The organism is Acidobacteriota bacterium (assembly GCA_019347945.1).
Classification (GTDB): Bacteria; Acidobacteriota; Thermoanaerobaculia; order Gp7-AA8; family JAHWKK01; genus JAHWKK01.
The window spans coordinates 163587-189138 of record JAHWKK010000002.1 but is presented as its reverse complement, the minus strand read 5'-3'; the positions used below and the strand labels follow the sequence as shown (position 1 = coordinate 189138).

Below are 25552 nucleotides of genomic sequence, written 5' to 3'. Positions count from 1 at the left end.
CGCGAGAGCAAACATTCGTCCATGATCGGCGCTTCGCGCAAACACAACAGTCGTCATTCTGAGCCCGGCGAAGCGCGGGCGAAGAATCTGGGCGCGGGATCGTGAGTCGCCGCTCCATGTACTCGTACTGCGACTTTCGTCAATCCGGCTACCGGCCACCGGTTACCGGCCACCGGCCACCGGCCACCGGCCACCGGATTCATTCTGATTTCTCGAAGATCAGCAGGTGTTGCGACGGAAGAGTCTCGATCCGGTCGACCAGATCGAACCCGGCGGGAAGCCATTCGGCAAGGATCTGAGTCACTGACATCCGATGCTCGAGCCGGATGTGCTCGGCGGTAGCGCCCTCGAGTCGATATTCGACGAGCGCGATACGGCCCTCGTCGGTGACAGCTGCCCGGATTGCGCGCAGCATCGCCTGCGGTTCCTGCATCTCGTGATAGACGTCGGCGATGAGGATCCAGTCGAAGGTTGCTGTCGGCAGGTTCGGATCTGTCTCGGTGCCGAGGATCGGAACGATGTTCTCAATCCCTTCGTCGGCTGCGAGATCCTCCATCAGCTCGAGCATTTCCGGCTGGATGTCGACGGCCCACACTTCGCCATCCGGTGAGACTTCCTTCGCGAGGCGGCGGGCATAGTAGCCGGTCCCGCTTCCGATCTCGGCGACCATGTCGCCATTGCGGAGATCCATTGCATCGAGCACGATGTCGGGTCGCTCCTCGATCGCGCGGGTGGGGCGCTCGAGCCATTCCGCGCCTTCGAATGCCATTACCGGCGCGGGATTTCGCTCGGGGAACGATTCGAGATTCCCCTCGGCGCGGCAGCCTGGGAAAACCGCGGCGGCCGCGATCCCGAGTGCCGCCAGGGCTCGAAGAGTCATCGCGAAAGTGTATCGCGGGGGCGCCACGACGGCCGGCATCCCGGGCGGGTCTACATCGAGTCGCGGATGAAGGCTGCGAGCTGGGCCCGCTGCGCCTCGAGCGAGCGGCGCTGGATGTACATCATGTGCCCCGCCTCGTAGTACTCCATCCGGATCCGGTCTTCGAAGCCGGGATCGAATGCGAGATGGTCGAAAGTGTACTCGGTTGCGAAATACGGAGTGGCGAGATCGTAGTAGCCGTTCGCGACGAAGACGCGGAGATCCGGATTGCGGGTCATCGCCTGGCGAAGCTCGTCGGCGACGTTGACGTACCGCCCTTCGAACTCGTCGTAACTCCACGGCCTGACCCGGCCGGTCAGGATCTCGTACGGAACCTCCGCCTGGAAATCGAGCTCGCTCGTGATGTAGTGGTTGAGCGCACCGGCAAATGGCCCGAGGATCTCGGCGTAGCTGGGATCGTACTCGTACGATTCTCCCGCCGCGTCGTAATCGGTACCGGTGAACCGGCTGTCGAGACGGCCGACCGTGGTCCGTTCGTCGCGCCGGAGCTCCTTGGTGAACCGCCAGATCCGGATGCGGAGATTCGTGTCGAGAACGTACTGTGGATCGAGACCGGTGTAGCGGGCGAGGCGGCCGGCAATCTCCCTTTTGCTTTCTTCCGGAAGGTCGTTCCCACGCATCAGTGCGAGCGTGTAGTCGCCGAGCGCGAACTCCTCGACTTCATCGAGAAAGTCACGAAGGCTCGTCTGCTGCAGTGCCGGCTCGAGCTGGCGATGGAACCATGCGGTGGCGGCGTAGGTCGGAAGGAACAGGATATAGGGGAGGTCGTTGCCGACGTCGAAGCGTGCGGTCTGGAAGTTCAGAATCGAGGAGATCAGCATCACTCCATTCAGATACATCCCATGCCGCTCCTGAAGCCAGTTCGAAAGAGCCGCGGTGCGTGTCGTTCCATAGCTCTCGCCGATCAGATACTTCGGTGATGCCCATCGCTCGTTCCGGTTGACGTACATGTGGATGAACTTCCCGACGGCCTCGACATCCTCCCGCAGACCGGTGAACTGCGATTTGTCCTCGCCCGGAACCGGACGGCTGTAGCCCGTCATGACCGGGTCGATGAAGACGAGGTCGGTGACGTCGAGGAGCGACCAGGGGTTGGGGCTCACCTGGTATGGAGGGGCGGGAGCGTGCCCTTCCTCTCCCATATCGATCCTCCGCGGCCCGAGGAGCCCGAGGTGGAGCCAGACCGAGGATGAGCCGGGTCCTCCGTTGTAAGAGAAAGTGAGCGGTCGCGCGGCCATATCGTTGAGGCCGAGTCTCTGGTAGGCAATATAGAAAATCTCCGCTTTCGGGGTCCCGTCCTCTTCCTCGAGAATATAGGTTCCGGCCGTTGCCCGATAACGGATCGGCTTCCCGTCGATCGTGACCTGGTGCTCCGTCGCGACCGCGCGCTCCTCGGGGACTCGCTTCTCTTCGTCGGTCGCCGTCGGGGCTTCCTGAGCGAGAAGAGGGAGAGAGAGGATGAGAGCGATCAGTCCTGCCATCGGGAATCGCGTTTTCATACGGCAAATCATATCGGTAAAGGATTCGAGTCCGGAATGTCGCGGGTACGTTTGCGTCGAGGCGACGTCACTGAAGATAGCCGAGGCTACGCAGTGAGTTGATCGTATCGGAGCTGGGGGAAGAAGAGTCCCGCGTTCCGCCGGGTGCTTGCGTGGCAGCTTCGACGCCGATGAGGGAGATCTCGGAGCGGAGCCGCCCGAGCACGGCCGGAGCGGATCCAGCGAGGTTGTTCGCTTCGCTGGGATCGGTGGAAAGATCGTAAAGCTCTTCACGCGGAGTCATCGGAAAGGATGAACAACAGGGATGGCTCAGCTGTCCATAACCGGTCCGACGGATCAGCTTGTACCCACCGGTGCGGAGACTCTCCCTCGCCGGGCCGTAAGTCGTCGCCTCGGCGAAAGCCGGAAGGTCATCCCGCCGCTGTCCATTCATCCACGGTGTGAGGTCCTTTCCTTCCATCCCGAGGGCGCCGTCCAGACCGATGAGTGCGAGGATGGTCGGTGCGATGTCGATCGAGCGAATCTGGGCCGTGACGATCATCCCTTTCGGAACGTCCGGTCCACTCATGACGAGCGGAACCCGGAGAATTTCGTCGTAGAGAGTGTGACCATGCTCGGCAAAGGACTCCCAGGGTGGAACTCTACGTTCAAAGAACTCCTTGCCGTGGTCGGAGGTGACGAGCACGATCGTATTCGAGTCGAGGCCCTGGCTCCGAAGCAACTGAAAGAGCTCTCCGAGAGCTTCGTCGGCGCGGCTGATGTCCCCGTCGTACTTCGCGACGAGGTTCGCTTCGAAGTCCCGGGAAGGAGACTCGCCATCGATGAAGCGATGATCCGTGAACGGCTCGTGAGGTTCATAAGAGTGAATGAAGAGGAAGAAGCTGCGGTTCCTGCGGCGTCTCAGCCACTCGGAAGCTTTGGATACGATCGTGGTGACGTCACTTCCGTCGACCAGATCGGTTTCGTCGTACGCATCGAAGCCTCTGTCGAAGCCGAGATCCGCTGAGACCGCCCCGCCTCCGGTGAATGCCGCCGTCAGGTAGCCGGCATCGCGCATCAGTTCAGCCAGCATCGGCACACTCGGCATCGGAACGACGATCGACTGAACCGGGCTGACCGAGCCGCTGGTCGAGGGGAGTGTCCCGCTGAGGATCGAATAATGAGCCGGCATGGTCCATGGCGCCTGGCTGAAGCATGCTCCGAAGTACGTTCCGTTGCGGGCCAGCGCGTCGATATTGGGTGAAGTATTGCGGCGGTATCCCTCGAGCCCGAGATGATCGGGTCGGAGCGTGTCGAGCGAGATCAGAATCACGTTCGGACGATCGAGGCTCTGCGGAACGATTCGAGGAAATCTCCAGACGACGAGGTCCGTGGCGGCGATCTCGAAGTCGGCGAGCAACTCGCTTGCCTCGCCGAGATGTCGCTTGTGAAAGGAAAGATCCACCGGACCGCTCCGGTCTTTGAGATCGATGCTCAGAGATATCCATCCTCCTGAATCGTCAGCCGGGTAGGAGCGTTCGAAAATTTCAGTGTATTCATCGTTTTCGTCCGTCAATCCGATTCTGAGCTCGAAATGGCCATTTACGAGCAGCGAGGCCGATGGATCGATGGCGATGGCGGTTTCGAGAATGCCTCGAGGGGGTGCTTCGAGCGTGAGTCGATCGACTGTCGTACCCCGGCTCCAGAGAGTCTTCACGGTCGTGGCGTGTAACGAGGATTTGCCGTGAGCCTCGATCTGATCCAGCCGCCCGAGAAGCTGCTGCCGTGCCTCCGTCGGTTTGAGGTGTGCTTCTTCGGAGGAGCTGGCGGGGACCTGACGATCGCAGCCGATCGCGGCAACGATCGTCGCTCCCAGGAGGAAGAGAAATGACGACCGGCGCACGTTGACGCTACTCGTATCAGGACTCAAGGTATTTCGAGTCTAACGAAGAGAAGAGTGAGGAGTGAAGAAGGACTTCAGACCCCGCCGGGTCATTGACCTGCCCTGGCCTTTTTTCATTCGGTCTGCAGCGATCGTGATTCTCCGCGTGCAGCAAGCGACTTCAACTGGCTTTCATCGAGCCGGTAGGAATGCCATTCGCTGAGCTGAATGGCGCCGCGTCTCTCGTAGAATCCGATCGCGTTCTCGTTCCAGTCGATGACCATCCATTCCATCCTGGCGCAGTTGCGGTCGACGGCCTCTTCGACGAGATACTGGAACATCTTTCCGCCGAAGCCCTCCCCGCGAACGTCCTCGTAGACGAAGATGTCCTCGAGGTAGAAGACCGGCCGGGCGAGAAACGAGGAGTAGGCCTCGTAGGTGATTGCGTAGCCGACGTCGCGATCGTCGAGCGAGGCGAGAAAAGCGGAGAACCTGCGGTGGTCGCCGAATCCGTCCTGCAGCAGGCGTTCTTTCGCCTCCGGAGTCATCGGTTCCATCTTCTCGAAGGCGATATGAGCCTCGACCAGTTCGATGAAGGATTTTTTGTCGGAGCGGGTGGCGGTGCGGATGACGATCTCGGACATGGACGTACCCGGCAAGCAAAAGTCGTTCTTGGACCCCTCTCCGGTGCCAATTGTGCCGGGACATTCTCGACGGAATCCCTCTGATTCCGGAGATTGTGCAGCCAGGAGCATGGTCCCCGCCCGGTTCTTCCCGGGAACTTCCGGACCGCGTGAATTACCGACTGAGGGTGCGAGCGGCAAGCCCGTCGCGAAGGCGGGCGTGGCGAAACGCTTTTGCGACGTAGGATGGCGTGGCGAGATCTTCTTCGGGATCCTGCCAGGCCGCCTCCGCGAATCCCTCGCCGAGCCGGCAGTCGAGATCGGCACGATGGATCACGAAGGTGATGCGGCGGTCGGTCACCGAATGGCGGAACGTCCCGAGAACCTCCCTCGAGGTCCAGCTGGCGATGGCGGTCTCCGGAATCAGATCGGGGACACCGTGGGGAAGGTGCCAGAGTCCGGTCATGAGCGAGCCCTGTTCGGAGCGGAGCATCAGTACCCTGCCCGCATCGTCCGTGACGACGAGCAGCGGGATCTCGAGACTTTTCCGGCTTTTGCGCGGAGCTGGCCGGGGGTAGTCGGCGGCGCGGCCGAGCTCGAAGGCCCGACACTCGGTTTGCAGCGGGCAGATGACACACGACGGCTCTCTTGGTTTGCAGATGGTCGCACCAAGCTCCATGAGCGCCTGGTTCAGCATCCGTGGAGAGCTCGCGGCTTCTACGATCTCGCGAGCGGCATCCGTGGCTTCCCGGCCGAGCCTCGCGCTGCGCCAGGGCGGCTCGAGTGCCTCGATTCGTGCGAGGAGTCGCATGACATTCCCGTCGACAGCGGGAACGGACTGGTCGAAGGCCGTCGACGCGATCGCCCCGGCGGTGTATTCGCCGATGCCCGGAATCGAACGGAGATCCTCGAGTCGCCGGGGGAGCTCTCCGCCGAATTGCTCGACCACGCGGATCGCACCGGCCCTGAGCATTCTGGCGCGCCGGTAATAACCGAGGCCCGACCATGCGGTGAGAACATCGTCGTCATCGGCAAGGGCGAGGGATTCGGGGGAGGGGAATCGTTCAATGAACTGGGGAAAGCGGGAAGCGACGACCTCGATCCGAGTCTGCTGGGCCATCACTTCAGCGACCCAGACGTGCCATGGCTCGTAGTTGACGCGCCATGGGAGCGGCCGCTGGCTTGCCTGGAACCACCGTTCGGCGCTCGACGCGATCACTGCATTTCGTCGCATTTTCAATGAAGGAGTCTAACCCGGGAGGGTCCGGAGCAGGGGCCCGGCACCGAGCCCGGCATCGTGACTGCATCCGTGCGGAGCGATGGAACAGAGCGCTACCCCTCAGGAAGAGGGTCGATACGTTTACGGAATCATCAAGGCAGCCGAGAATCAGAGCTTCGGGCCGATCGGGATCGGGGGTCGGAACGACGAAGTGTATACGGTCCACTACAAGGATTTCGCAGCCGTCGTCTCGAAGTGCCCCCTTCAGATTTACGACCCGACGCGTGAGAACGCGCTGGCTCACGAGCATGTGAATGAAGTCGTGATGAAGCAGTACACGGTTCTTCCGATGAGCTTCGGGACCGTGTTCCGAACGGAAGCCGACATCAGAACCTTCATGCAGGGGACGTATCCGGCTCTGGTCGACGTCCTGGACAAGATGGAAGGAAAGATCGAGTTCGGTCTGAAGGTCAACTGGGATCGAGAGGCGGTTCTGAGGCAGATCGAAGCGGAGAACGATGACGTCGGGAATCTGAAGCAACAGATCGAGGCCGGAACGAGCGGCTCGGCGTATTTTCTCAAGATGCAGCTCGGAAAGATCGTCGAGTCCGCGCTGCAGGAGAAATCGGAAAAATATGTTCAGGAGATCTACAGCCACCTGCGGGATTCGGCGGTCGCCTCGAGATCGAACAAACCGATCGGGGACCGGATGATCATGAACGCCGCCTTTCTCGTCGAGCGCGAGAAGACCGAGCTGTTCGACCAGCGGGTCTCGGAGATCGCGAAAAAGTACGAGGATGCGCTCTCGTTCCTGTACACAGGTCCCTGGCCGCCATACAATTTCGTGAATATCCGGCTCAAGCTCGAGCGGGCAGACACCTGAAATGTTTCTCATCGACGATCTCCTGGCGCTTCCGTTCAAGGCGCCTGTTGCCGGCGTGAAGTGGGCGCTCGAACAGGTGCGCACCATGGTCGACCGGGAGATGATGAATGACGAGGTGTGGAAAACCCGGTTGCTCGAGCTCCAGATGCAGCTCGAGCTCGGCGAGATCAGCGAGGAAGATTACGCGGCTGAGGAAGCAATCGTCTTCGATAAGTTGCGCGAGATCCGGATGCGTCAGCAGGCCCAGGCAGAGGAGTTTCTCGACAGGCAGCGTGGCCGCGACGACGATGACGCGGCGGACGTGGTCATTCATACCGGGTACGGGGAGTGAGCTCGCGAAGAGCCGGTTCGCTGGCTCGCGCCGTGGACCAGCTCTCGGACCGTTCCATCATCATCGTCGGGGGCAAGGGAGGCGTCGGAAAGACGACGATCGCCGCCGCAACCGCGCTCCGGATCTCCTCCGATCGTGATGTCGTACTTTTTTCGACGGATCCCGCGACGAGCCTTCCCGATCTTCTCGACCCCGCAGACAGCCCGTTTCGAATCGAGAGCCTCGATGCCGAGAGCGAATGGAACGGATTCCTCGATACGAGTCTCGAGCCGATCGTCACCCTGATCGAGCGAGGTACGATCTTCGACGAAGAAGAGATCCGACAACTGATCACGCGCTCGATCCCCGGCATCGACGAGATCATGGGCTGGCGGAAGATCTTCACCTTGTATCGAAATCTCGGTTCGGACGGGGCGCTGGTGATCGATACGGCCCCGACGGGACACACGCTGAGACTTCTCGACGCCCGTTCTCATTACGATGCATTCACGTCGGCGCTGGAAGCGATGTCGGAGAAGCACCGCGAGATCGTCTTCCAGCTTGCCGGCGCTGACGTCGATGATTCCGCGGAAACCTGGCTCGACGAGCTCCGCAGCTCGATCGAAGAAGAGGCTTCGATCCTGAGCGATCCGTCTCTGACGACGTTTCTTCCCGTCACGCTCGGAGAGGATCTCGTGGTTGATCAGACACTCCGGCTGGTGGATTCGGTCGAATCTCTCGGCCTCGATGTTCCGTTCGTCGTCCTGAACCGCGTGACCGGCGACTGCGATTGTCAGTCCTGCCGCGAAGCGAGAGCCGGTGAGGACGCCGCCCGTGGAAAGCTCGAGGCGAAGGCCCGCATCGTGACGGTCGAGAGGCTCTGCCGGCCCGTGGCCCGGCTGGCCGATCTGGAAGAGCTGCTGGCCGCGAGGCGGGGAGTGGAGCCGGAGAAACCCGCAAAGAGTATGCGCGGATCGAAGGCGCTCGATCCGGAGGGCCGGCGGCTGGTCTTCGTTGCGGGAAAAGGCGGCACCGGCAAGACCTCGACGGCCACGAGCATCGGCCTTCAGCTTGCCGTGAGGAACGATGGAGAAATCCACCTTCTGTCGGTGGATCCGGCGAGATCGCTCACGGATCTGACCGACGGGCTCGATCTTCCGGACAACCTTCACGTCGAGCAGGTCGACCCGTCGCGAGCATGGAAGGATCTCGAGGATGAGATGGAAAAGACTCTCGACGAGCTGTTCGGCGCACCGGATGGGCGCTTTCGGGCCGTACACGACGAGCGGATTGCACGAAGCCTTCTCGACATCGCCCCACCCGGCGCCGATGAGATCTTTGCGCTGATGAGAATCGTGGAGCTCCTTCGAAGCGGTGCGGAGCGGATCGTCGTCGATACCGCCCCGACCGGTCATTTCCTCCGCCTGATCGATCTCCCGGAGCTGGCGACTTCCTGGGTTCGCCAGTTGATGAAGATCCTTCTCGAGTACTGGCAGATCATGCCGGCCGGCTCGCTCGGTTCGACGCTGCTCGAGATGTCGAAGGGCCTGCGCGAGCTGGAGGAAGTGCTCGTCAGCGAGCAATGCGGAGTCGTGATCGTCACCAGACCCGAGCCGATGGTGATCGCAGAGACGAAGCGCCTGGCCGACGAGCTCGCAAAGCGAAAGATCGGTCTGATCGGGATTGTCGCCAACTACCTGACTCCTCAGAACGAATGCCCCTGCGATCGGGCTCGACGGGCGGCCGAGATCCGGCTGCTGGAGGACTTCCCGGACGTGACGATGGTCGAAAGAATCGATCCCGAGCCGGGAACCATCGAGGTGCTCGAATCGCTCGTCCCTCTCCCGGCCGGGCCCGCCGGTCATTAGAATAGCGACTCGATGACTGGCCAGCCGACGATACTCGTTGTCGACGACGATGAGCCCCTGTTGAAACTCATGGAGGCCTTGCTCCGGACGTACCGGATGATTCCAGTGACTGCTTCGTCCGGCAAACAGGCCATCGAACTGGTCCGGAGTGAGAATCCCGATCTGGCGATCGTCGATCTCAATATGCCGGATGTGTCGCCGGCCGAGCTGGTTGAGTCAATGCGCAGGGCGAGCAGGCGGAGCGAGCTTCCGATGATCATTCTCAGTGGTGATCCGGTCGATGAAGCCCGGAGGTCGGAAACGGGTATCGATGTCGCGATCCTCAAACCCTTCGATACCGCGGATCTGATCGAAAAGATCAAAAAGGAGCTCGATTGATTTGAGCCGTGATTCAGACATCCGCCGGACCTCGAATCTTCCGGTGGCCGCGCTCTTCCTTCTCCTGGTTTCCTGTACCGGTGCGATCCGCACTGACGAAGCGATCAGGCCGCTTCCGGTCGCAATTGTCGAGATCATCGAGGACGAGATCAGCAAGGGCCACCTTCCGGGAGCCGTCGTTCACATCGAAGCTTCCGGGGAGGTCTATCGGGGTGCCATAGGAAAGAGGTCTCTCGAGCCCGCAGTGACACCGATGAAGGAGGATACGATTTTCGACATGGCGTCGCTGACCAAGGTCGTCGCGACGACTTCGGCGGTGATGAAACTGATCGAGCGAGGCGATCTCGCTCTCGAGGATCGCGTCGTGGACCTGATCCCGGAATTCGCGGGAGAGTGGAAGAACGACGTCACGATTCGGCATCTGATGACGCACTCGTCCGGTCTCGATCCGGGCGTTGATCTGAGGGACGACTGGGAGGGAGCGGAGGAAGGTCTGATCAGGGCGGCGACCCGGAGGCCGCGGACGAAGCCGGGCTTCCTCTTCCGCTACAGCGACGTGAACTTCATTCTTCTCGGCGTCATCGTCGAGCGGGTTTCAGGCAGGTCGCTCGACGACTTCGTCCGCGAGGAGATTTTCGAGCCTGCGGGAATGGTCGATACGGACTTCGGAGTGGCACGGGGGAACCTGCACCGCGTCGCGCCGACCGAGCGCGTCGCCGGGGAGATTCTCCACGGAGTGGTCCACGATCCCACCTCGCGCCGGATGGGGGGCGTGGCCGGTCATGCGGGTCTGTTCAGTACGGTCGCCGACCTGACCCGTTTTGCGCGAATGCTGCTCAACGGCGGCACGATCGATGGCGTGCGAATCTTCGAGCCTTCCACGGTCCGGCTGATGACCTCGATCGCAACGCCGGAAGCGATGGCCGTGCGCCGCGGGCTCGGGTGGGATCTCGACTCGATCTACTCGCGGCCGAGAGGGTGGTTCCCGATGGGATCGTACGGTCACACCGGCTGGACGGGAACATTCATCTGGATCGACCCGGCGTCCGAAGCGTTCTACATCGCCTTGTCGAACCGGGTTCATCCGGATGGTACCGGCACGGCGACCATTCTTCAGGAGCGTCTCGGGAAGGCGATCTCGCCGATGGCGGGATACGCGAGCTGGGACCCGTCAATCGAAATCCTTCCCTGGAGGGGACCGCACGCGGTCTCCAACGGCGTCGACGTTCTGCAGGACCGACGATTCGAGCCTCTGGTCGGGAAGAGGGTCGGGCTGATCACGAACCACACGGGGCGGGACAAGTACGGCAATCTGACCCGCGATGTGCTGAGGAGCGGCCCGCTCGAGCTCGTCTCCATCTTCAGTCCCGAACATGGGTTGCGGGGGACGCTGGATGAGAATGTGCCGGACGGGCGCGACGAAGCGAGCGGCCTCCCCATTTTCAGTCTCTACGGTGAGCGAAGGGAACCGGCCGCGGCGAGTCTCGACGGTCTCGATGTTCTCGTTTTCGACCTCCAGGACATCGGATCGCGCTATTACACCTACATCTCGACGATGGCTCTTGCGATGGAGGCGGCCGCGGAGTCCGGCGTGCCGTTCGTGGTGCTCGACCGGATCAATCCGATCGGAGGCGTGGCCGTGCAGGGGCCTGTCGAGATCGACCGGGAAGCATTCGTCGCGTTTCATCCGGTGGCGGTGCGGCACGGAATGACGATCGGTGAGCTCGCTCGGATGTTCCGCGACGAGCGAGGCATCGAGGTCGAGCTCACCGTCGTCCCACTCTCGGGGTGGAAGAGGGGGTTGTATCAGAACGACACGACGCTGCCGTGGTTCGACACGTCACCGAATATCCGCAGTCTCGAGGAGGCGATCCTCTATTCGGGGATCGGGCTGCTCGAGTATCTCGATCTCTCCGTCGGTCGAGGAACGGCGACGCCGTTCGAGCTCATCGGTGCTCCTTACATCGATAAAAACGCGTTCGCATCCGAGCTGAACGATGTAATTCCACCGGGTTGCATCACGATCGAGCCGGTGGAGTTCGTCGCCGATGCAAGCAAATTCGCAGGTGAGCGGGTCGGTGGCGCGGCTTTCGATCTCGTCGACCCGGAGTGCGACTTCCCGGCGATCGGCATTCGGATCGCTACCGTTCTTCACGACATGTACCCCGGCGAATTCCGGCCCGAAAGCTTCAATATCCTTCTGCAGGATCAGGACACGGTCGAGCTCGTCGAGGCTTCGGCCGATCCGGACGCGATCATCGAGCGATGGCAGCCGGAGCTTCGGGAGTTCCTCGAGAGGCGCCGGAGACATCTGCTCTACTGAGGAGGCGGGGTCGGGTCTGAACTTGGAACTTAACTCACTGATCATCGGACTACGCGGGATCTCAACGTGTTAAGTTCCAAGTTCAGACCCGACCCCGATCCCCGCGAGATCTTTCGCCGGTTTTCGGCAACAGCCCGGAAGACCTCTCGCTTCGAGAAGGCGTTCGAGATCGTCAGAGCTCCGGAAGATCGAGATTGATGCCGGAGGCGTCGAAGTCGTACTCGCCGCGCTCGTCCATGTTCTGGGTGATCCGGAGGAGCATGTGCGAAAGGTCGACGCGGAGTGGGAGGAGCTCGAGCGTCGGCATTTCGCGATCGTTGAACGAGAACTCGGCCTCTCTGACCTCGAAAAGCCCGAAAACCTCCCGTTCCGCCTTCTTTCTGAGAAACCGTGTCATGTCGTCGGGAGCGACGAGCTTGAGCTTCGAGAGCGCCTTGGCGATTCCGAGTCCGTCTTCGTCGCGGAGCTTCCTCGCGCGCTCGTACATCTCCCGGGTCACGACGCCGCGCGAAACGAGCAGCGCTCCCAGCCGCTTGTCCGGGTCTGGTGAGGATGAGTAGACGAGAGCGCCTTCGAGAAACGCGAGAATGTGCGTGTCGTCGTCGTTTTCGACCACGCGGACCGTCCCGGTCTTCCGGAACTGGCTGATCCACATCAGCAGCTCCGGCAGAGGCATGGTTCTCAGATCACCATGCAGCGGCATCAGTTTCTCCCAAGAGGGCCAATCATATCCCGGAGCCCGGGGGAATTTGGTTTCAACGCCGGTGAATCGCCGTCAGTCGAGTCCGCCGTAAATCGCGACCGTCTTTTCGCCGGAGTAATCGATCCATCCCCGATACATTCCGGACGTGTTGAATGGTGCGGTGATCGTGCCGTCCTTCGAGAGCGCGATTACGCCTCCTGTTGCGCCTGCCTCGCCGAGCCGGCGGATGGCTTCGGCTGCGGCGTCCTCGAGCGGTACCGAGCCGAACTCCATCATGGCGGAGATGGTTCGAGCGATCGTGAGCCGGATGAAGTACTCGCCCTGGCCCGTGCCGGACACCCCGCAGGTGCGATTGTCCGCCCAGGTACCTGCGCCGACGATCGGGGAATCGCCCACCCGGCCGAACCGCTTGCCCGTCAGTCCTCCGGTGGACGTTCCTGCAGCGATGTTGCCGTTCTGGTCGATCGCGACCGCTCCCACGGTTCCGAAGTAGTCGTCGGCCGGAGCCAGCCTGTCCGATGTCTTCTTTCTGAGGAAATCGCTTCCGAACTCGTCGGATTTGCGGAGGTGGTTCTGGAGCGATTTCCACCGCCGCTCCGTCCAGAAGTATTCGGGAGCGACGACCTCCAGACCGACGCCCGTCGCGAAGAGGTCCGCGCCGCGTCCCGCGAGGATGACGTGCGGGGATTTTTCCATCACCGCTCTCGCGGCCGAGATCGGATTCCGGATCATCGTCACGGCCGCGACGGCGCCCGCGTCGAGATTCGACCCGTCCATGATCGACGCGTCGAGCTCGTTCCGGCCATCGGCGGTGAAGACCGCACCTTTTCCGGCGTTGAACAGAGGCGAGTCTTCCATGATCCTGATCGCGGTCTCGACGGCATCGAGCGAAGAACCGCCATCGCGGAGGATCGCGTAACCGGCGTCGAGAACTTCCGACAGAATTTCCCGATACTCTTTTTCGAGCTCGGGGGTCATGTTTTCCCTGGTGATGGTGCCGGCTCCGCCATGAATGACGATTGCGATGGGCTCATCCGCCTGGACTGGAAGGGTGAGGGCGACCAGAGTCACCACGGCATTTGCAAGATTTCGCATATCGATCCTCCTCTTCCGGAATTCTACGTCAGCGCACCGGAACGAATCGTCCCGCCGCCTCGCTTCTGACGCGCTGGATCGCTTCGGCACGGGAGTGAGAGAGCGGCGTCGTCTGGCCGATCTCGTGAAGGATGATGGAAGTGCCGAGCGTTTCGCCCCGGTGCAGCGATTCGTAGAGACTCGAGATCACCGCCTGCTCGATCTCCGCGCCGCTCCATCCGTCGGTCGCCGACGCGAGCCGCGCGATATCGAAGCCGTCCGGGTCCTGATTCCGCGCTCGAAGATGAATCCTGAAGATCTCGGCACGCTCCCCCTCGACGGGGAGATCGACGAAGAAGATCTCGTCGAATCGTCCCTTCCGAAGCAGCTCGGGAGGAAGCCGCTCCAGATTGTTCGCCGTTCCGACCATGAACACTCCGGGCTTCTTCTCCTGTAGCCATGTGAGAAGCATCCCGAAGAGCCTGGCCGATAGTCCGCCGTCCTCGGTGCTCGCCGCGCCGGACCCGAAGGCTTTCTCGATCTCGTCGATCCAGAGGACCACGGGCGCCATCGATTCGGCCATCCTGGTCGCTTCCCGGAAGTTCCGTTCGGACTCTCCGATGTACTTGTCGTACAACCGTCCGGCATCGAGTCGCAGCAGAGGGATTCCCCACTCTCTGGCGATCACTTTCGCGGCGAGCGATTTTCCGCAACCCTGGACGCCGACCATCAGAATGCCTTTCGGAGGATCGAGGTTCATTCTGGCCGCGGCAGGAGAGAAACCGAGCCGCGCCCGCTCCAGCCACTTCTTGAGACGTCCGAATCCGCCGATCTCGTGGCGGTTCGTGCCGGCCGGGTAATACTCGAGCACACTGCTCTCCTGAACCAGTTTCGCCTTCCGCTCGAGAACCCTGGCGATGTCATCGCCGCCGAGCCGCAGATCCTCGACGATCACCCAGGCGAGAATCTGTCTCGCCTGATCGATCGTCAGCCCTGCGAGCGCTTCGACCAGAGCCGAAGAATCGTCGGCGGAGAGTGAAACGTCGATTCTGTGTTTCTCCTTCATCGACGTCGTGACGACCTTGATGAGCTGCAGCAGCTCGTCACGATTCGGCATGCGGAGGTGGACGTGCACTGCCTGATGGTCGACGTCGTCCGGAAGCGTCACGCTTCCGCCCGAGAGGACGATCGTCGAGTGATTTCTCGCGTAGTGGCTGACGACCTCCCGGAATCCCCTCGCCACACGAGGCTTCTCGAGATGAACCGCGAAGTCCTTGAGGTGGGCGATCACCTCGAGCTGCATCGAGAGAAGGTAGTCCATCAGTTTTTCCGGATCATCCGTCCCGTCGATCGGATCGGTACCGGGCCGGCAGACTCCCTGGGTGACGGACCAGTCGAGCTGCGGCAGGTTCAGCTCGTGCGCGAGCGCTCGGACGAGCGAGCTCACACGGCGTTCCTCGACCGTCTCGAAGACGATGAGCGGATGGTAGGAAAGCGCGAGAGCCTTCAGGTCGTGCAGGGTCGACTGCATCGGCGAGTAGTTTAGATTCCTCGAGCTGAGAATTCATTCCTTTATTGAAAAGAGGAGGGAGGACGGTTGCCAGTTGCCGGTTGTCGGTTTCACATGATGGTTGGAATCGTGATCGCTCTGTCGCCCGCTGAAGCGGGCTCGAAGTTCAGAGGGGTCGCCTCTATCCCCCGGCTGAAGCCGGGGGCTAAGATCTGCCGCCGCCTTTCGGCGGCTTGGCCGGCTTCGTCTATTCAGCGAGTTGGAGACGATCTGCCCCTCGCGTGTCGTTCTGTCGCTCGCTCCGCGGGCTCGAAAACGTGCATTTCCGATCAGCCCGCTTCAGCGGGCGAAAGAACGCTGACCGTCCTGGAGTGTTGATGTCGATGAGAACATCATCATCGGTCAGCCCGCGCAAGCGGGCGAAAGGTCTTAGCCCCCGGCTTCAAGCCGGGGGATAGAAGCTCTCCCCAAAATCGTGTGGAGCCCGCTTTAGCGGGCGACAGAATGCCGAAGGCTCGGATCCTCCGCGAAGATCCTTCGCCGTCCTTCGGCGGCTCCTAATGAAACCAACATGAAATTTGTTGGACTTCGACCCTTTGCCGCTTCGCTTGGTCTGATGTCCCAACCTGCGAGGTCCTTCGCCTGCCCGCCCGACCGTCCGCTCAGGATGACGTCGGTTTGAGTATGCGAGTGCGGTTGTTTCTGCACTCACGGGTGTCATTTCCGTTTCACCGGCGCACGGCGCCCGTGACTTGCTCAGGATGACGAGTGTTTGGATGTGGCGAGATCAATCTGGCAACTGGCCACCGGCCACCGGCAACTGTCTCTCGATATACTTCCCGGCCGGAGGATTCGAACCGATGACAACCACGAGATCTGCCGCGCTCGCTCTGGCCGCGATGCTGCTGTCCACCCCTCTTCTGGGTGTCGATCCGGCCCCCGACACCGCGGAGCCGGGGAGTATCGAGGCGATCGCCCGTTACACGACAGATCCGAAGTACCTCCCGGAGACCGTTGCCTACGTTCCGGAATCGGCCACCGTGGCGTCTCCAATGGACGCTCTGGGCCGGCTCTCGGGAACGCCGAACGAGCTGACCCGCGTGGCGGAGATTCACGGTTATTTCAACCGGCTCGGATCGGAGAGCCCCCGCGTTCGAGTCGAGACGATCGGACGCACCGAGGAGGGTCGTGACCTGATCCTCGCCATCATCTCCTCGGAGGAAAACCTGGCTCGGCTCGACCGGCTGAGCGGGATCACGGCTGCTCTGGCCGATCCGCGCACGACTTCGCGTGCGGAAGCCGAGGCGCTGATTCGGGAGGGCAAACCGTTCTACTACCTGACCGGCGGTCTCCATTCGACCGAGACTGGCAGCCCAGAGATGCTGATGGAGCTCGCCTACCGCCTTGCCGTCAGCGAAAAGGAAAACATCCGCAACATCCGGGACAACGTCGTCGTCATGATCACGCCGGTGGCCGAACCGGACGGGCGGGACCGAATCGTCGACTGGTACTACCGACACCTGCGAGGGAAGAATCTTCCTTTCGATGATCTGCGCCGAGTCGGTTCGCCTCCCTACTGGGGTCACTACGTGTTTCACGACAACAACCGCGACGGGATGCAGCTCACGCTCGCCCTGACGCGCGCGATCAACGCTGCGTGGTGGCGCCATCACCCGCAGGTGTTCCACGATCTTCACGAATCGCTGCCGCTGCTCTACATCTCGACCGGTCACGGGCCGTACAGTGAGGCGATCGATCCGCTCACGGTCAACGAGTGGACTCAGTTCGCATACAACGAAACCTCGGAGCTGCAGGCGATGGGGCTGCCCGGCGTCTGGGTCTGGGGATTCTGGGACGGATGGTGGCCGGGATATCTCTTCTCGGTCGCGAACAATCACAATGCGATCGGCCGCTTCTACGAGACGTTCGGCAATTCGCTCGCCGGGACGTTCGAAAGAGAGCTCGAGGACGTGAAGTTCGTTGGCAAGAGTGTGACTGAGCGACAGTGGTACCGTCCCTGGCCACCCGACGAGAAGGTTCGGTGGTCGCTGAGAAACAATACGAATTACATGCAGGCGGGAGTTCTGGCCGCGCTCGATCAGGCGGCGACCCGGAGCGACGAGCTCCTCAGGAACTACTGGGTCAAGGCGGATCGGGCGATCTCTCGAGGAAAAAGCGAGGCGCCTCATGCCTGGATCATCCCTCGCGAGCAGAGAGATTCCGGCCGGGCCGCGTATCTGATCAACCAGCTTCGCGTCCATCGGATCGAAGTTCACACGCTCGACGCCGAGACCGAATCGGGAGACGAGACGTTCGAAGCGGGTGACTGGGTCGTCCGGCTCGATCAGCCCCATCGCAACGCAGCAGTGAATTTTCTTCAGAAGCAGGAGTTCCCGGCTGACGAGCCGAACCCTCCTTACGACGACATCGCATGGACCTGGCCGCTGCTCTACGGTGTCGATGCCACCCGGATCGACGACGACTCGATTCTTTCGGCGGCGATGTCCCCGGTCGAGCAGGACGTCGTGCCGCGGGGCGAAGTGATCGGAAGTGGTCGCATTTACCTCGTGAGGGACAGCGGACAGAACGCGATCATGAATCTCGCGCTCGAACTGAAAGACGAGCGAATCGAAGTGGCGGAGGAGGGATTCGATCTCGACGAAACGGACTACCCCGCGGGGAGTCTGATGATCTGGACGAGCGCCGCGAAAGCTTCGGCGGCTGCCGAAAAGCTCGGACTCACCTTCGTCGGTGTCGACTCGAAGCCGGATGTCGCGTCGCATCGAATCTCGCTTCCTCGCATCGCGGTGCTCCACAACTGGTCGACTCAGGACACGGGCTGGGTGCGGTATCTCTTCGATCGAGAGCGGATCCCGTACACGCTGATCAATCCCGATCACGTTCGCGCCGGAAATCTCGGGCGACGGTTCGACGTGATTCTGGTGCCGGACCTCGGCGGGGATCTGTCGCGGATGATCCACGGAATCGACACGAAGCTCGCTCCGCTCGCGTACACGAGAACCCCCGAGTATCCCTCTCACGGGATTCCGGACCCATCGCAGGACATTTCGCGTGGGATGGCATTCAGCGGCCTCGCGAACCTCCAGTCGTTCGTCGACGGAGGAGGAGTCGTCGTCGCGCTCTCCAACGGTGGAACGCTGGTCGTCGACAGCGGGATCGCCAGGCGGGCCGAACGTACCGGTGATATCGGAAGGACGCCCGGGTCGGAGATCCAGGCGAAGGTGCTTGCCCCCAGCCCGATCGTCTATGGCTACGAGGAGTTTCCGTCCGTCTTCCGTGGGAACGGACCCGTATTCGACGTGGCCGACAGGGACCGGGATCTGGTGGTCATGCAGTTCGGCACGAAGGAGGTCGAGCCGGCGACCGACTATTTCGAGATTTCGGCCTCCCTCGGAACCACCGAAGAGTCCGACTTCGGAATGGAACCGGCCGAGGAGGACTCCGAGGCGGAGGAGGCGGAAACGGAGGAGGAAGAAGACGAGGAAGAGAAGAAGCCGCTCGTGCTGTCGGGAGGCCTCGAGGGGGATGCGCTCGACGGCAAGCCCGCGATCATCGACATGCCCGTCGGAAAGGGGAGAGTGGTGCTCTTCAACTTCAACCCGCTGCATCGCTATCTCAATCACTCCGATTTCCGGTTCGTCTACAACGCGCTGCTGAACTGGGATGCAGGGATTAGGGATTAGGGATTAGGGATCAGGGAGAAAAGCAGGGATCAGGGATCAGGGATCAGGGTAGAGAGATTTCGCGATATCGAACACTCGTCATCCTGAGCAAGTGATCGGCGCCTTGCGACGGTGATCGGAAATGACACCCGTGAGTGCGGAAACAACCGAACTCGCGTACTCAAACCAACGTCATCCTGAGCGGGCGGTCGGGCGGGCAGGCGAAGGACCTCGCAGGTTGGGACATCAGCCCAAGCGAAGCACTGCAAGAGGGTCGAAGTCCAACAATTTCGTGGTCGTTTCATGGGAGACCGGCGAAGCACGGGCGAAGGATCTGGGCGGGGGCTCGTGAATCGCGGGAAGGGATTCCGGACTGCCCACGTCGTTGTCTACATGCCCCTACGTCGGGTTCAGGCGATCGCCCTGATCCCTGATCCCTGATCCCTGATCCCTGATCCCTGATCCCTGATCCCTGATCCCTGATCCCTGATCCCTAATCCCTAATCCCTAATCGTCTGATATCGTTCGCCTGGCGATGCCAATCTCCCGGATTCTGGAGCTCTTCAACCGTCAGCGTGACGAAGAAACGGAGGAGGGGCGCGACGAAGCGATCCGGCTCGCGACTGCTGCGGTTCTGCTCGAAGTGGCGAATGCCGGCTCCGAGATGGGTGAAGCGGAACGGCAGGAAGTCGTCGGTCACCTTCGGAATGCGTTCTCGCTCGATGACGCTTCATCTGCCGAGCTGCTGGCTGCGGCCGACGATCTGAGGAGCGACACGATCGACCACTTTCATCTGACGAATCAGGTGAGACGCGCCACGGAACGGGACGAGCGGATGCAGATCGTAGAGGCGATGTGGCGCATCGTGTACGCCGATGGGAAGTTTCATCAGTACGAGGGATACATCGTCCGCAAGCTTTCGGATCTCCTCGGGCTGGAGCATGCAGAGATGATCGACGCGAAAATGCGCGTGAGGGAACAGATGGGTCTCGCGCCCTGAGAGGAGAGGCTCGAATGGAACAGTGGTACGTCGCGGTCAGCGGTAAACAGATGGGGCCATGGTCCGCGGAGGAGATCCTCCAGAAGATCCGGTCGGGCGAGCTCGACCGGACCGCTCATGTCTATCTCCCTGGGATGGCGGGATGGGAGCCGATCGGGGGGCGGCACGAGTTCGCCGCCGCGATCCGGTCGAAGAGGATGAAGGAATCTCCACCGCCGATGCCGACGCGAGCGAGCATCGCGGACGAGATCGACTATGAGATCTTCGGGGAAGAGATGCAGTTCGTCGAGCTCACGCTCGACCCGAACGAGGCCTGCGTCGCCGAGGCAGGCTCGTTCATGTACATGGACCCCGGCATGCACATGGAGACGATTTTCGGCGACGGCTCACCGCAGTCGGCGAGCATGCTCGGAATGCTGGCCCAGGCGGGCAAGCGGGTTCTGACTGGGGAGTCTCTCTTCATGACGGTCTTTTCGAACCACTCCGGGGGGAGGCAGAAGGTGGCATTCGCGTCGCCCTATCCCGGCCGGATCATTCCTCTCGACCTCGCGCAGCTCGGAGGTTCGATGATCTGTCAGAAGGATTCGTTCCTCGTTGCGGCGAAGGGGATTTCGGTCGGAATCGCGTTCCAGAAGAGGCTCGGCGCCGGCTTTTTCGGCGGTGAGGGCTTCATTCTGCAGAAGCTGGAGGGCGATGGTCTCGCCTTCGTGCACGCCGGCGGGATGATCGTCGAGCGCCATCTCGGACCGGGTGAGGTGCTTCGACTCGATACCGGCTGTCTGGTCGCCTTCGAGCCTCGGGTCGACTACGACATCCAGTTCGTGAGCGGCATCAAGACCGCGCTGTTCGGCGGGGAGGGTCTTTTTCACGCGACACTTCGCGGTCCGGGGAAGATATGGATGCAGTCACTCCCGTTCAGCCGTTTCGCGAGCCGGGTGTTCGCGGCAGCACCGCGTTCGAAGACCCGCGGAGGAGGGAAGGATCGTGGTGAGGGATCGATTCTCGGGCTGATCGGCGATCTCGCGGGCGGCGACCGTTCATGAGCACCGCTCCACTGGTCGCCGTGATCATGGGAAGCCGCTCCGACTGGGAGACGATGCAGGCGTCAACCGCCGTGCTCGACGAGATCGGCGTTCCGCACGAGAAGAAGATCGTTTCCGCCCACCGCACCCCGGAACTGATGCGCGAGTTCGCGTCGGGCGCGAGAGATCGTGGAATCGAGGTGATCATCGCGGGTGCCGGAGGGGCAGCGCATCTCCCGGGGATGGTCGCCAGCTGGACCACTCTCCCTGTGATCGGTGTTCCGGTTCAGAGCCACGCTCTCAACGGCCTCGATTCGCTTCTCTCGATCGTCCAGATGCCGGCCGGCGTTCCGGTGGCGACGGTTGCGATCGGAAAATCGGGTGCGACCAACGCCGGGCTTCTCGCCGTGTCGATTCTCGCAACGAGCCGGCCCGAGCTCGTGGCGAAGCTCGAGGCGTATCGGAATTCGCGACGTGACGCCGTCGCCCGGGACGTCCTCGGTTGAAATCGACCCTTCTTCCCGGATCCGTCATCGGAGTCCTCGGGAGCGGGCAGCTCGGGCGAATGCTCGCGCTGAGTGCGGCGGCGATGGGCTACCGCGTGCACGTCTACTCCCCGGAGGAGGACTCGCCGGCGGGCGCCGTCTCTGAAAAGGAGATTGTCGCCTCTTACGACGACCTCGAGCGGGTCCGGGAGCTTGCCCGCTCGGTCGACGTCGTGACCTTCGAGTTCGAGAATGTGCCGTCCGAATCGCTCGCCGCAATCGAGGAGATCGTTCCGGTGCGACCGTCCGCGAAGATCCTGCACGACACCCGGAACAGGCTTCGTGAGAAACGGCTGATGCGGAAGATCGGCGTTCCGGTCGCCAGATTCGAGCCGGTCACCCTGGACAGTGTCGAAGAAGCTCGAGGCCGCCTCGGTGGCTCGATCATCCTCAAAACAACGACCTCCGGCTATGACGGGAAAGGTCAGCTCCGGGTCGGCAGTGAGCCGGTCGACGACGTCGCCCTCAACGCTCTCTTCTCCGATCAGGAGATCATCGCGGAGGCAGTGGTCGAGTTCGAGGCCGAATTGTCGGTTCTCGTCGCCAGGAATCCATCCGGAGAAGTCGTCACGTATCCGGTGACTCGCAATGTTCACGTGGAGGGGATTCTCGATGTCTCGAGTTGTCCGGCCCGTCTGCCCGGACTGGTCGAGCGGCGCGCCGAGGAAATCGCCCGGATCGTTGCACGGGAGCTCGAGCTCGAGGGCGTGCTCTGTGTTGAGATGTTCGTCGAATCGAACGGCGAGGTGATCGTCAATGAGCTCGCTCCCCGTCCTCACAATTCCGGGCACTGGACCATCGATGCGGCGCGTTGCAGCCAGTTCGAGCAGCAGGTTCGGGCCGTCTGCGATCTTCCTCTCGGATCGGCGGACCGGCTCGCCCCCGTCGCGATGGCAAATCTTCTCGGGGATCTGTGGCAGGGTGGGCGGCCGGACTGGGAGCGGGGACTTTCCATTCCCGGCGTCGCGCTTCACCTTTACGGAAAAAGAGTCGCAAGGCCCGGGAGAAAGATGGGTCATCTCACGGCCACCGGAAGTGACGTCTTCGAAGCTCTGGAGCGGGCTCTGACCGCGAGAAGCGCTCTGAACAGACAGGGGTGAAGAGAAGAGTGAAGAGAAGAGTGAAGAGTTAAGAGTGACGCAGGCTTAACAGTGAAAAGAAAGGGAAGAGGTCTCCCGCTGGCTCCCGGTCCCTGATTCCTGGCTCCTGACGGGTGCGGAATCGACTGTCCGATCCCCCGGTTGTCGCCAGCTGATTATCCGCGGGATACACTTCCGGAAAACGCCCGCGATCCTGCCGGCAAAGGAGCCTTTCACGCAATGACTTCCGAACGAAAATATCTCTTCACCTCCGAATCGGTCACCGAGGGCCATCCGGACAAGGTTGCGGACCAGATCTCGGACGCCATCCTCGACTCGGTCCTGGCGGAAGATCCGATGAGCCGTGTTGCGTGCGAGACGCTCGTGACCACGGGTCTCGCGATGATCGCGGGTGAAATCACCACCAAGGCGTACGCGGATTTCCCATCGATCGTTCGCGCGACGATCCGCGACATCGGCTACAACAACGCCAGTTACGGCTTCGACAGCGAGACCTGTGCGGTCATTTCGACCATCGACGAGCAGAGTCCCGACATCGCGATGGGCGTCGATACGGGTGGTGCAGGAGATCAGGGCCTGATGTTCGGCTACGCGAGTCGTGAGACCGATGAACTGATGCCCGCTCCGATCACCTACGCTCACAAACTCGTACAAAAGCTCGCGGAAGTCCGAAAGTCCGGAAAGCTCGATTTCGTAAGGCCGGACGGGAAGTCGCAGGTTACGGTGGAGTACGAGGGTCGCCGGCCGGTTCGCGTATCCGCGGTGGTCGTTTCCACCCAGCACGACGCGCGAGTTTCGCAGGCGGATCTCCGCGACGCGCTCATCGAACATGTCGTCCGCGCCGTGATTCCGGCGGAGCTGCTCGACGATACGGTCTTTCACATCAATCCGACCGGCCGCTTCGTCGTGGGCGGACCGATGGGCGACGCAGGCCTCACCGGCAGGAAGATCATCGTCGACACGTACGGTGGAATGGGCCGCCACGGAGGAGGAGCGTTCTCCGGCAAGGACGCGACGAAAGTCGATCGATCCGCCTGCTACATGGCTCGGCACGTCGCCAAGAATCTCGTCGCCGCCGGGCTCGCGGACGAGATCGAAGTTCAGCTGGCCTACGCGATCGGTGTTGCCGAACCGGTTTCGGTCAATGTGAACACCTTCGGTACCGGCAGGGTCGACGAGGTGAAGATGGAAGATCTGATTCGCGCACATTTCCAGCTCACTCCGAAGGGGATCATCGAATCTCTCGACCTTCGCAAACCGGTGTTCCGGAAGACCGCAGCCTATGGGCACTTCGGCCGCAACGAGCCGGAGTTCACGTGGGAGCGTACCGACAAAGCCGAAGCGATCGCCTCCGACGCTGGTGTCGAGGCGACGGCTGGAGTCTGACTTGGGCAGGGTTGCGTCTCGACTCGACCTGCCGGCCAAGGCGTTCGCAACGTGTCTTCTGACGCTCGCGGCCGGCCTTCCGGCGGCTGCGCAGCCGTCCGCGGAACAGGGGCGCAGCATCACCAGCACGCCCGGTGTCCTTCCGGAGCGCGCCCGCGCCGCCGCGATAAACCTCATTCTCCAGGATCGTCTCGAGAATCTTCTTCCCAGGCTGATGAGAGAAGAAGGGATCGAGATGTGGCTCGTCATCAATCGGGAGTACAACGAGGACCCGGTCTATCTGACGCTCGTGCCCGAGCCCGTATTCGCGGCGCGTCGCACGACGATGCTCGTGATTCACGACCGCTCGCCGCGTGAGGAGCTCGACCGTCTCACCGTGAGCCGATACCCGCTTCAGGGAGTTTATGCGCCTGCATGGGAAGGTGGCTCCGATGATGAGCAGTGGCGCAGACTCGCGGAGATCATTCGTGAACGGAGCCCGAAGACGATCGGAATCAACGTAAGCCCTGAATGGGCTTTCGGCGACGGGCTCTCGGCTTCGCACCGCGACCGGTTGCTGAGGGAGCTGGGACCGGAGTGGAGCCGGCGTCTCGTCAGCGCGGAACGGCTCGCCGTACGCTGGCTCGAGACCCGAGTCGATCGTGAGATCGAGATCTATCCGACCGTCGTTGCCCTGGCGCGGTCGGTCATCTCGGAGGCTTTCTCGTCGAAGGTGATCACTCCGGGCATCACGACGACGGACGACGTTGCCTGGTACATCCGGCAGCGATACACCGACCTCGGGCTTCCCGTCTGGTTCATGCCTTACGTCAACATTCAGCGCCGAGGAGTATCGGACGAACCGGACGCCCCGTTTTTCGGACGGGGTGGCGTGATCGAGCGAGGTGACGTGCTGCACACCGACGTCGGAATCTCGTATCTCCGGCTCGCCACCGATACCCAGGAGATGGGCTACGTGCTCCGGCTCGGGGAGGATGACGTTCCGGCGGGGCTGAAGAAAGCGCTCGAGACGGGCAACCGGTGGCAGGACCTGCTGACCGAAGAGTTCGTCGCGGGCCGGCCAGGAAACGACATTCTCGCGAGGACGCTCGCCCGGATGGACGAGGAGGGAATCCGCGGAAGCGTCTATACCCATCCGATCGGGTTCTTTGGTCATGGCCCGGGACCAACCATCGGGATGTGGGACAACCAGGGAGAAACGCCCGTACGAGGAGACTGGCCGCTGTACGCGAATACTGCTCACGCGATCGAGGGGAACGTCAAAGTTCCCGTTCCCGAATGGGACGGCCAGCTCGTGCAGATCAAGCTCGAGCAGACGGCGCTCTTCGATGGAGAGCGCGTCTGGTATCTGGCAGGCCGCCAGACGAGCTGGCACCTCGTCGAGTAGAACCGGTAGCCGGGTAGCCGGGTAGCCGGTAGCCGGTAGCCGGTTGCCAGTTGCCAGTTTCCGGTTTCCGGTTGCCAGTTGCCGGTTGCCAGTTGCCTGGGTACGACCCAGGTAGATTGTGACCAGATCTGTATAGGTTGATTGTTACCACGCTGTCGCCCGCTGAAGCGGGCTCGATACTCAATTTGGGAAAGATTCTGCCCCCCGGCTGAAGCCGGGGGCTAAGAACTGTCGCCGC

Annotated in this window: 20 protein-coding genes; 12 read left to right on the top strand and 8 right to left on the bottom strand. The window is 61.9% G+C overall.

The window, feature by feature from the left end:
• Nucleotides 1–199: 199 nt before the first annotated feature.
• From KY459_02335 to KY459_02315, 5 genes are all read right to left on the bottom strand, one after another.
• Nucleotides 200–880 carry a class I SAM-dependent methyltransferase gene (locus KY459_02335; GenBank protein ID MBW3563540.1) on the bottom strand — a complete coding sequence of 227 codons (681 nt, stop codon included), beginning with the start codon at nucleotides 878–880 and terminating at the stop codon, nucleotides 200–202.
• Between the two features lie 50 nt (nucleotides 881–930).
• Nucleotides 931–2421 (bottom strand): peptidase S10, encoded by a 1491-nt coding sequence (locus tag KY459_02330; GenBank protein MBW3563539.1) that lies wholly within the window; start codon nucleotides 2419–2421, stop codon nucleotides 931–933.
• An 85-nt stretch (nucleotides 2422–2506) separates the two neighbouring features.
• Nucleotides 2507–4321, bottom strand: a complete 1815-nt coding sequence (locus KY459_02325; protein ID MBW3563538.1) for a sulfatase-like hydrolase/transferase — start codon at nucleotides 4319–4321, stop codon at nucleotides 2507–2509.
• A gap of 113 nt (nucleotides 4322–4434) precedes the next feature.
• Nucleotides 4435–4944: a GNAT family N-acetyltransferase gene (locus tag KY459_02320; GenBank protein ID MBW3563537.1), complete on the bottom strand. Its 510-nt coding sequence runs from the start codon at nucleotides 4942–4944 to the stop codon at nucleotides 4435–4437.
• Nucleotides 4945–5098: 154 nt separating this feature from the next.
• On the bottom strand, nucleotides 5099–6157 hold the full coding sequence (locus KY459_02315; protein ID MBW3563536.1) for an A/G-specific adenine glycosylase: 1059 nt from the start codon (nucleotides 6155–6157) through the stop codon (nucleotides 5099–5101).
• Nucleotides 6158–6242: 85 nt separating this feature from the next.
• On the opposite strand from KY459_02315, the gene KY459_02310 reads away from it, so the two are divergent.
• Genes KY459_02310 through KY459_02290 form a run of 5 tightly spaced genes read left to right on the top strand, consistent with a single transcriptional unit; the run spans nucleotide 6243 to nucleotide 11904 of the window.
• The gene (locus KY459_02310) at nucleotides 6243–7025 is read left to right on the top strand and encodes a GvpL/GvpF family gas vesicle protein (GenBank protein MBW3563535.1); all 783 of its coding nucleotides are present in this window, start codon (nucleotides 6243–6245) and stop codon (nucleotides 7023–7025) included.
• Nucleotide 7026: 1 nt separating this feature from the next.
• Nucleotides 7027–7356, top strand: coding sequence for a gas vesicle protein GvpG (locus tag KY459_02305; GenBank protein MBW3563534.1), 330 nt, complete (start codon nucleotides 7027–7029; stop codon nucleotides 7354–7356).
• The gene (locus KY459_02300; protein ID MBW3563533.1) at nucleotides 7353–9203 is read left to right on the top strand and encodes a hypothetical protein; all 1851 of its coding nucleotides are present in this window, start codon (nucleotides 7353–7355) and stop codon (nucleotides 9201–9203) included. Before KY459_02305 ends, KY459_02300 begins: the two co-directional genes overlap by 4 nt.
• Before the next feature lie 12 nt (nucleotides 9204–9215).
• Entirely contained in the window at nucleotides 9216–9581 is a 366-nt protein-coding gene (locus KY459_02295) for a response regulator (GenBank protein MBW3563532.1), read from the top strand.
• The gene (locus tag KY459_02290) at nucleotides 9577–11904 is read left to right on the top strand and encodes a DUF1343 domain-containing protein (protein ID MBW3563531.1); all 2328 of its coding nucleotides are present in this window, start codon (nucleotides 9577–9579) and stop codon (nucleotides 11902–11904) included. The genes KY459_02295 and KY459_02290 overlap by 5 nt, the downstream gene beginning before the upstream one ends.
• A gap of 172 nt (nucleotides 11905–12076) precedes the next feature.
• Here KY459_02290 and KY459_02285 read toward each other — a convergent pair whose 3' ends face one another.
• From KY459_02285 to KY459_02275, 3 genes are all read right to left on the bottom strand, one after another.
• The gene (locus KY459_02285) at nucleotides 12077–12607 is read right to left on the bottom strand and encodes a DUF4388 domain-containing protein (GenBank protein ID MBW3563530.1); all 531 of its coding nucleotides are present in this window, start codon (nucleotides 12605–12607) and stop codon (nucleotides 12077–12079) included.
• A 72-nt stretch (nucleotides 12608–12679) separates the two neighbouring features.
• Nucleotides 12680–13702 carry an isoaspartyl peptidase/L-asparaginase gene (locus tag KY459_02280; GenBank protein ID MBW3563529.1) on the bottom strand — a complete coding sequence of 341 codons (1023 nt, stop codon included), beginning with the start codon at nucleotides 13700–13702 and terminating at the stop codon, nucleotides 12680–12682.
• A 28-nt stretch (nucleotides 13703–13730) separates the two neighbouring features.
• Nucleotides 13731–15212 (bottom strand): AAA family ATPase, encoded by a 1482-nt coding sequence (locus KY459_02275; GenBank protein ID MBW3563528.1) that lies wholly within the window; start codon nucleotides 15210–15212, stop codon nucleotides 13731–13733.
• Between the two features lie 839 nt (nucleotides 15213–16051).
• Here KY459_02275 and KY459_02270 point away from each other — a divergent pair.
• The 7 genes from KY459_02270 to KY459_02240 all read left to right on the top strand — a co-directional run bounded on the left by KY459_02270 (nucleotide 16052) and on the right by KY459_02240 (nucleotide 25314).
• A complete protein-coding gene (locus KY459_02270; protein ID MBW3563527.1) occupies nucleotides 16052–18895 on the top strand; it encodes a peptidase in 2844 nt (947 codons plus the stop codon).
• A 514-nt stretch (nucleotides 18896–19409) separates the two neighbouring features.
• On the top strand, nucleotides 19410–19874 hold the full coding sequence (locus KY459_02265; protein ID MBW3563526.1) for a TerB family tellurite resistance protein: 465 nt from the start codon (nucleotides 19410–19412) through the stop codon (nucleotides 19872–19874).
• Between the two features lie 14 nt (nucleotides 19875–19888).
• Nucleotides 19889–20917, top strand: a complete 1029-nt coding sequence (locus KY459_02260) for a TIGR00266 family protein (protein ID MBW3563525.1) — start codon at nucleotides 19889–19891, stop codon at nucleotides 20915–20917.
• Nucleotides 20914–21402, top strand: a complete 489-nt coding sequence (purE, locus tag KY459_02255; protein ID MBW3563524.1) for a 5-(carboxyamino)imidazole ribonucleotide mutase — start codon at nucleotides 20914–20916, stop codon at nucleotides 21400–21402. Before KY459_02260 ends, purE begins: the two co-directional genes overlap by 4 nt.
• Nucleotides 21399–22541 carry a 5-(carboxyamino)imidazole ribonucleotide synthase gene (locus KY459_02250; GenBank protein MBW3563523.1) on the top strand — a complete coding sequence of 381 codons (1143 nt, stop codon included), beginning with the start codon at nucleotides 21399–21401 and terminating at the stop codon, nucleotides 22539–22541. Before purE ends, KY459_02250 begins: the two co-directional genes overlap by 4 nt.
• A gap of 219 nt (nucleotides 22542–22760) precedes the next feature.
• Complete coding sequence (metK, locus tag KY459_02245) at nucleotides 22761–23927, top strand: methionine adenosyltransferase (protein MBW3563522.1); 1167 nt, start codon at nucleotides 22761–22763, stop codon at nucleotides 23925–23927.
• Complete coding sequence (locus tag KY459_02240; protein MBW3563521.1) at nucleotides 23824–25314, top strand: M24 family metallopeptidase; 1491 nt, start codon at nucleotides 23824–23826, stop codon at nucleotides 25312–25314. The genes metK and KY459_02240 overlap by 104 nt, the downstream gene beginning before the upstream one ends.
• Nucleotides 25315–25552: the final 238 nt, after the last annotated feature.

Bases quoted from the DNA above. Each gene is read 5' to 3' on its own strand.
- KY459_02335 (MBW3563540.1), bottom strand. From the start codon at position 880: ATGACTCTTCGAGCCCTGGCGGCACTCGGGATCGCGGCCGCCGCGGTT.
- KY459_02330 (MBW3563539.1), bottom strand. From the start codon at position 2,421: ATGGCAGGACTGATCGCTCTCATCCTCTCTCTCCCTCTTCTCGCTCAG.
- KY459_02320 (MBW3563537.1), bottom strand. From the start codon at position 4,944: ATGTCCGAGATCGTCATCCGCACCGCCACCCGCTCCGACAAAAAATCC.
- KY459_02315 (MBW3563536.1), bottom strand. From the start codon at position 6,157: ATGCGACGAAATGCAGTGATCGCGTCGAGCGCCGAACGGTGGTTCCAG.
- KY459_02310 (MBW3563535.1), top strand. From the start codon at position 6,243: ATGGAACAGAGCGCTACCCCTCAGGAAGAGGGTCGATACGTTTACGGA.
- KY459_02305 (MBW3563534.1), top strand. From the start codon at position 7,027: ATGTTTCTCATCGACGATCTCCTGGCGCTTCCGTTCAAGGCGCCTGTT.
- KY459_02295 (MBW3563532.1), top strand. From the start codon at position 9,216: ATGACTGGCCAGCCGACGATACTCGTTGTCGACGACGATGAGCCCCTG.
- KY459_02285 (MBW3563530.1), bottom strand. From the start codon at position 12,607: ATGCCGCTGCATGGTGATCTGAGAACCATGCCTCTGCCGGAGCTGCTG.
- KY459_02280 (MBW3563529.1), bottom strand. From the start codon at position 13,702: ATGCGAAATCTTGCAAATGCCGTGGTGACTCTGGTCGCCCTCACCCTT.
- KY459_02275 (MBW3563528.1), bottom strand. From the start codon at position 15,212: ATGCAGTCGACCCTGCACGACCTGAAGGCTCTCGCGCTTTCCTACCAT.
- KY459_02270 (MBW3563527.1), top strand. From the start codon at position 16,052: ATGACAACCACGAGATCTGCCGCGCTCGCTCTGGCCGCGATGCTGCTG.
- KY459_02265 (MBW3563526.1), top strand. From the start codon at position 19,410: ATGCCAATCTCCCGGATTCTGGAGCTCTTCAACCGTCAGCGTGACGAA.
- KY459_02260 (MBW3563525.1), top strand. From the start codon at position 19,889: ATGGAACAGTGGTACGTCGCGGTCAGCGGTAAACAGATGGGGCCATGG.
- purE (MBW3563524.1), top strand. From the start codon at position 20,914: ATGAGCACCGCTCCACTGGTCGCCGTGATCATGGGAAGCCGCTCCGAC.
- metK (MBW3563522.1), top strand. From the start codon at position 22,761: ATGACTTCCGAACGAAAATATCTCTTCACCTCCGAATCGGTCACCGAG.
- KY459_02240 (MBW3563521.1), top strand. From the start codon at position 23,824: ATGGGCACTTCGGCCGCAACGAGCCGGAGTTCACGTGGGAGCGTACCG.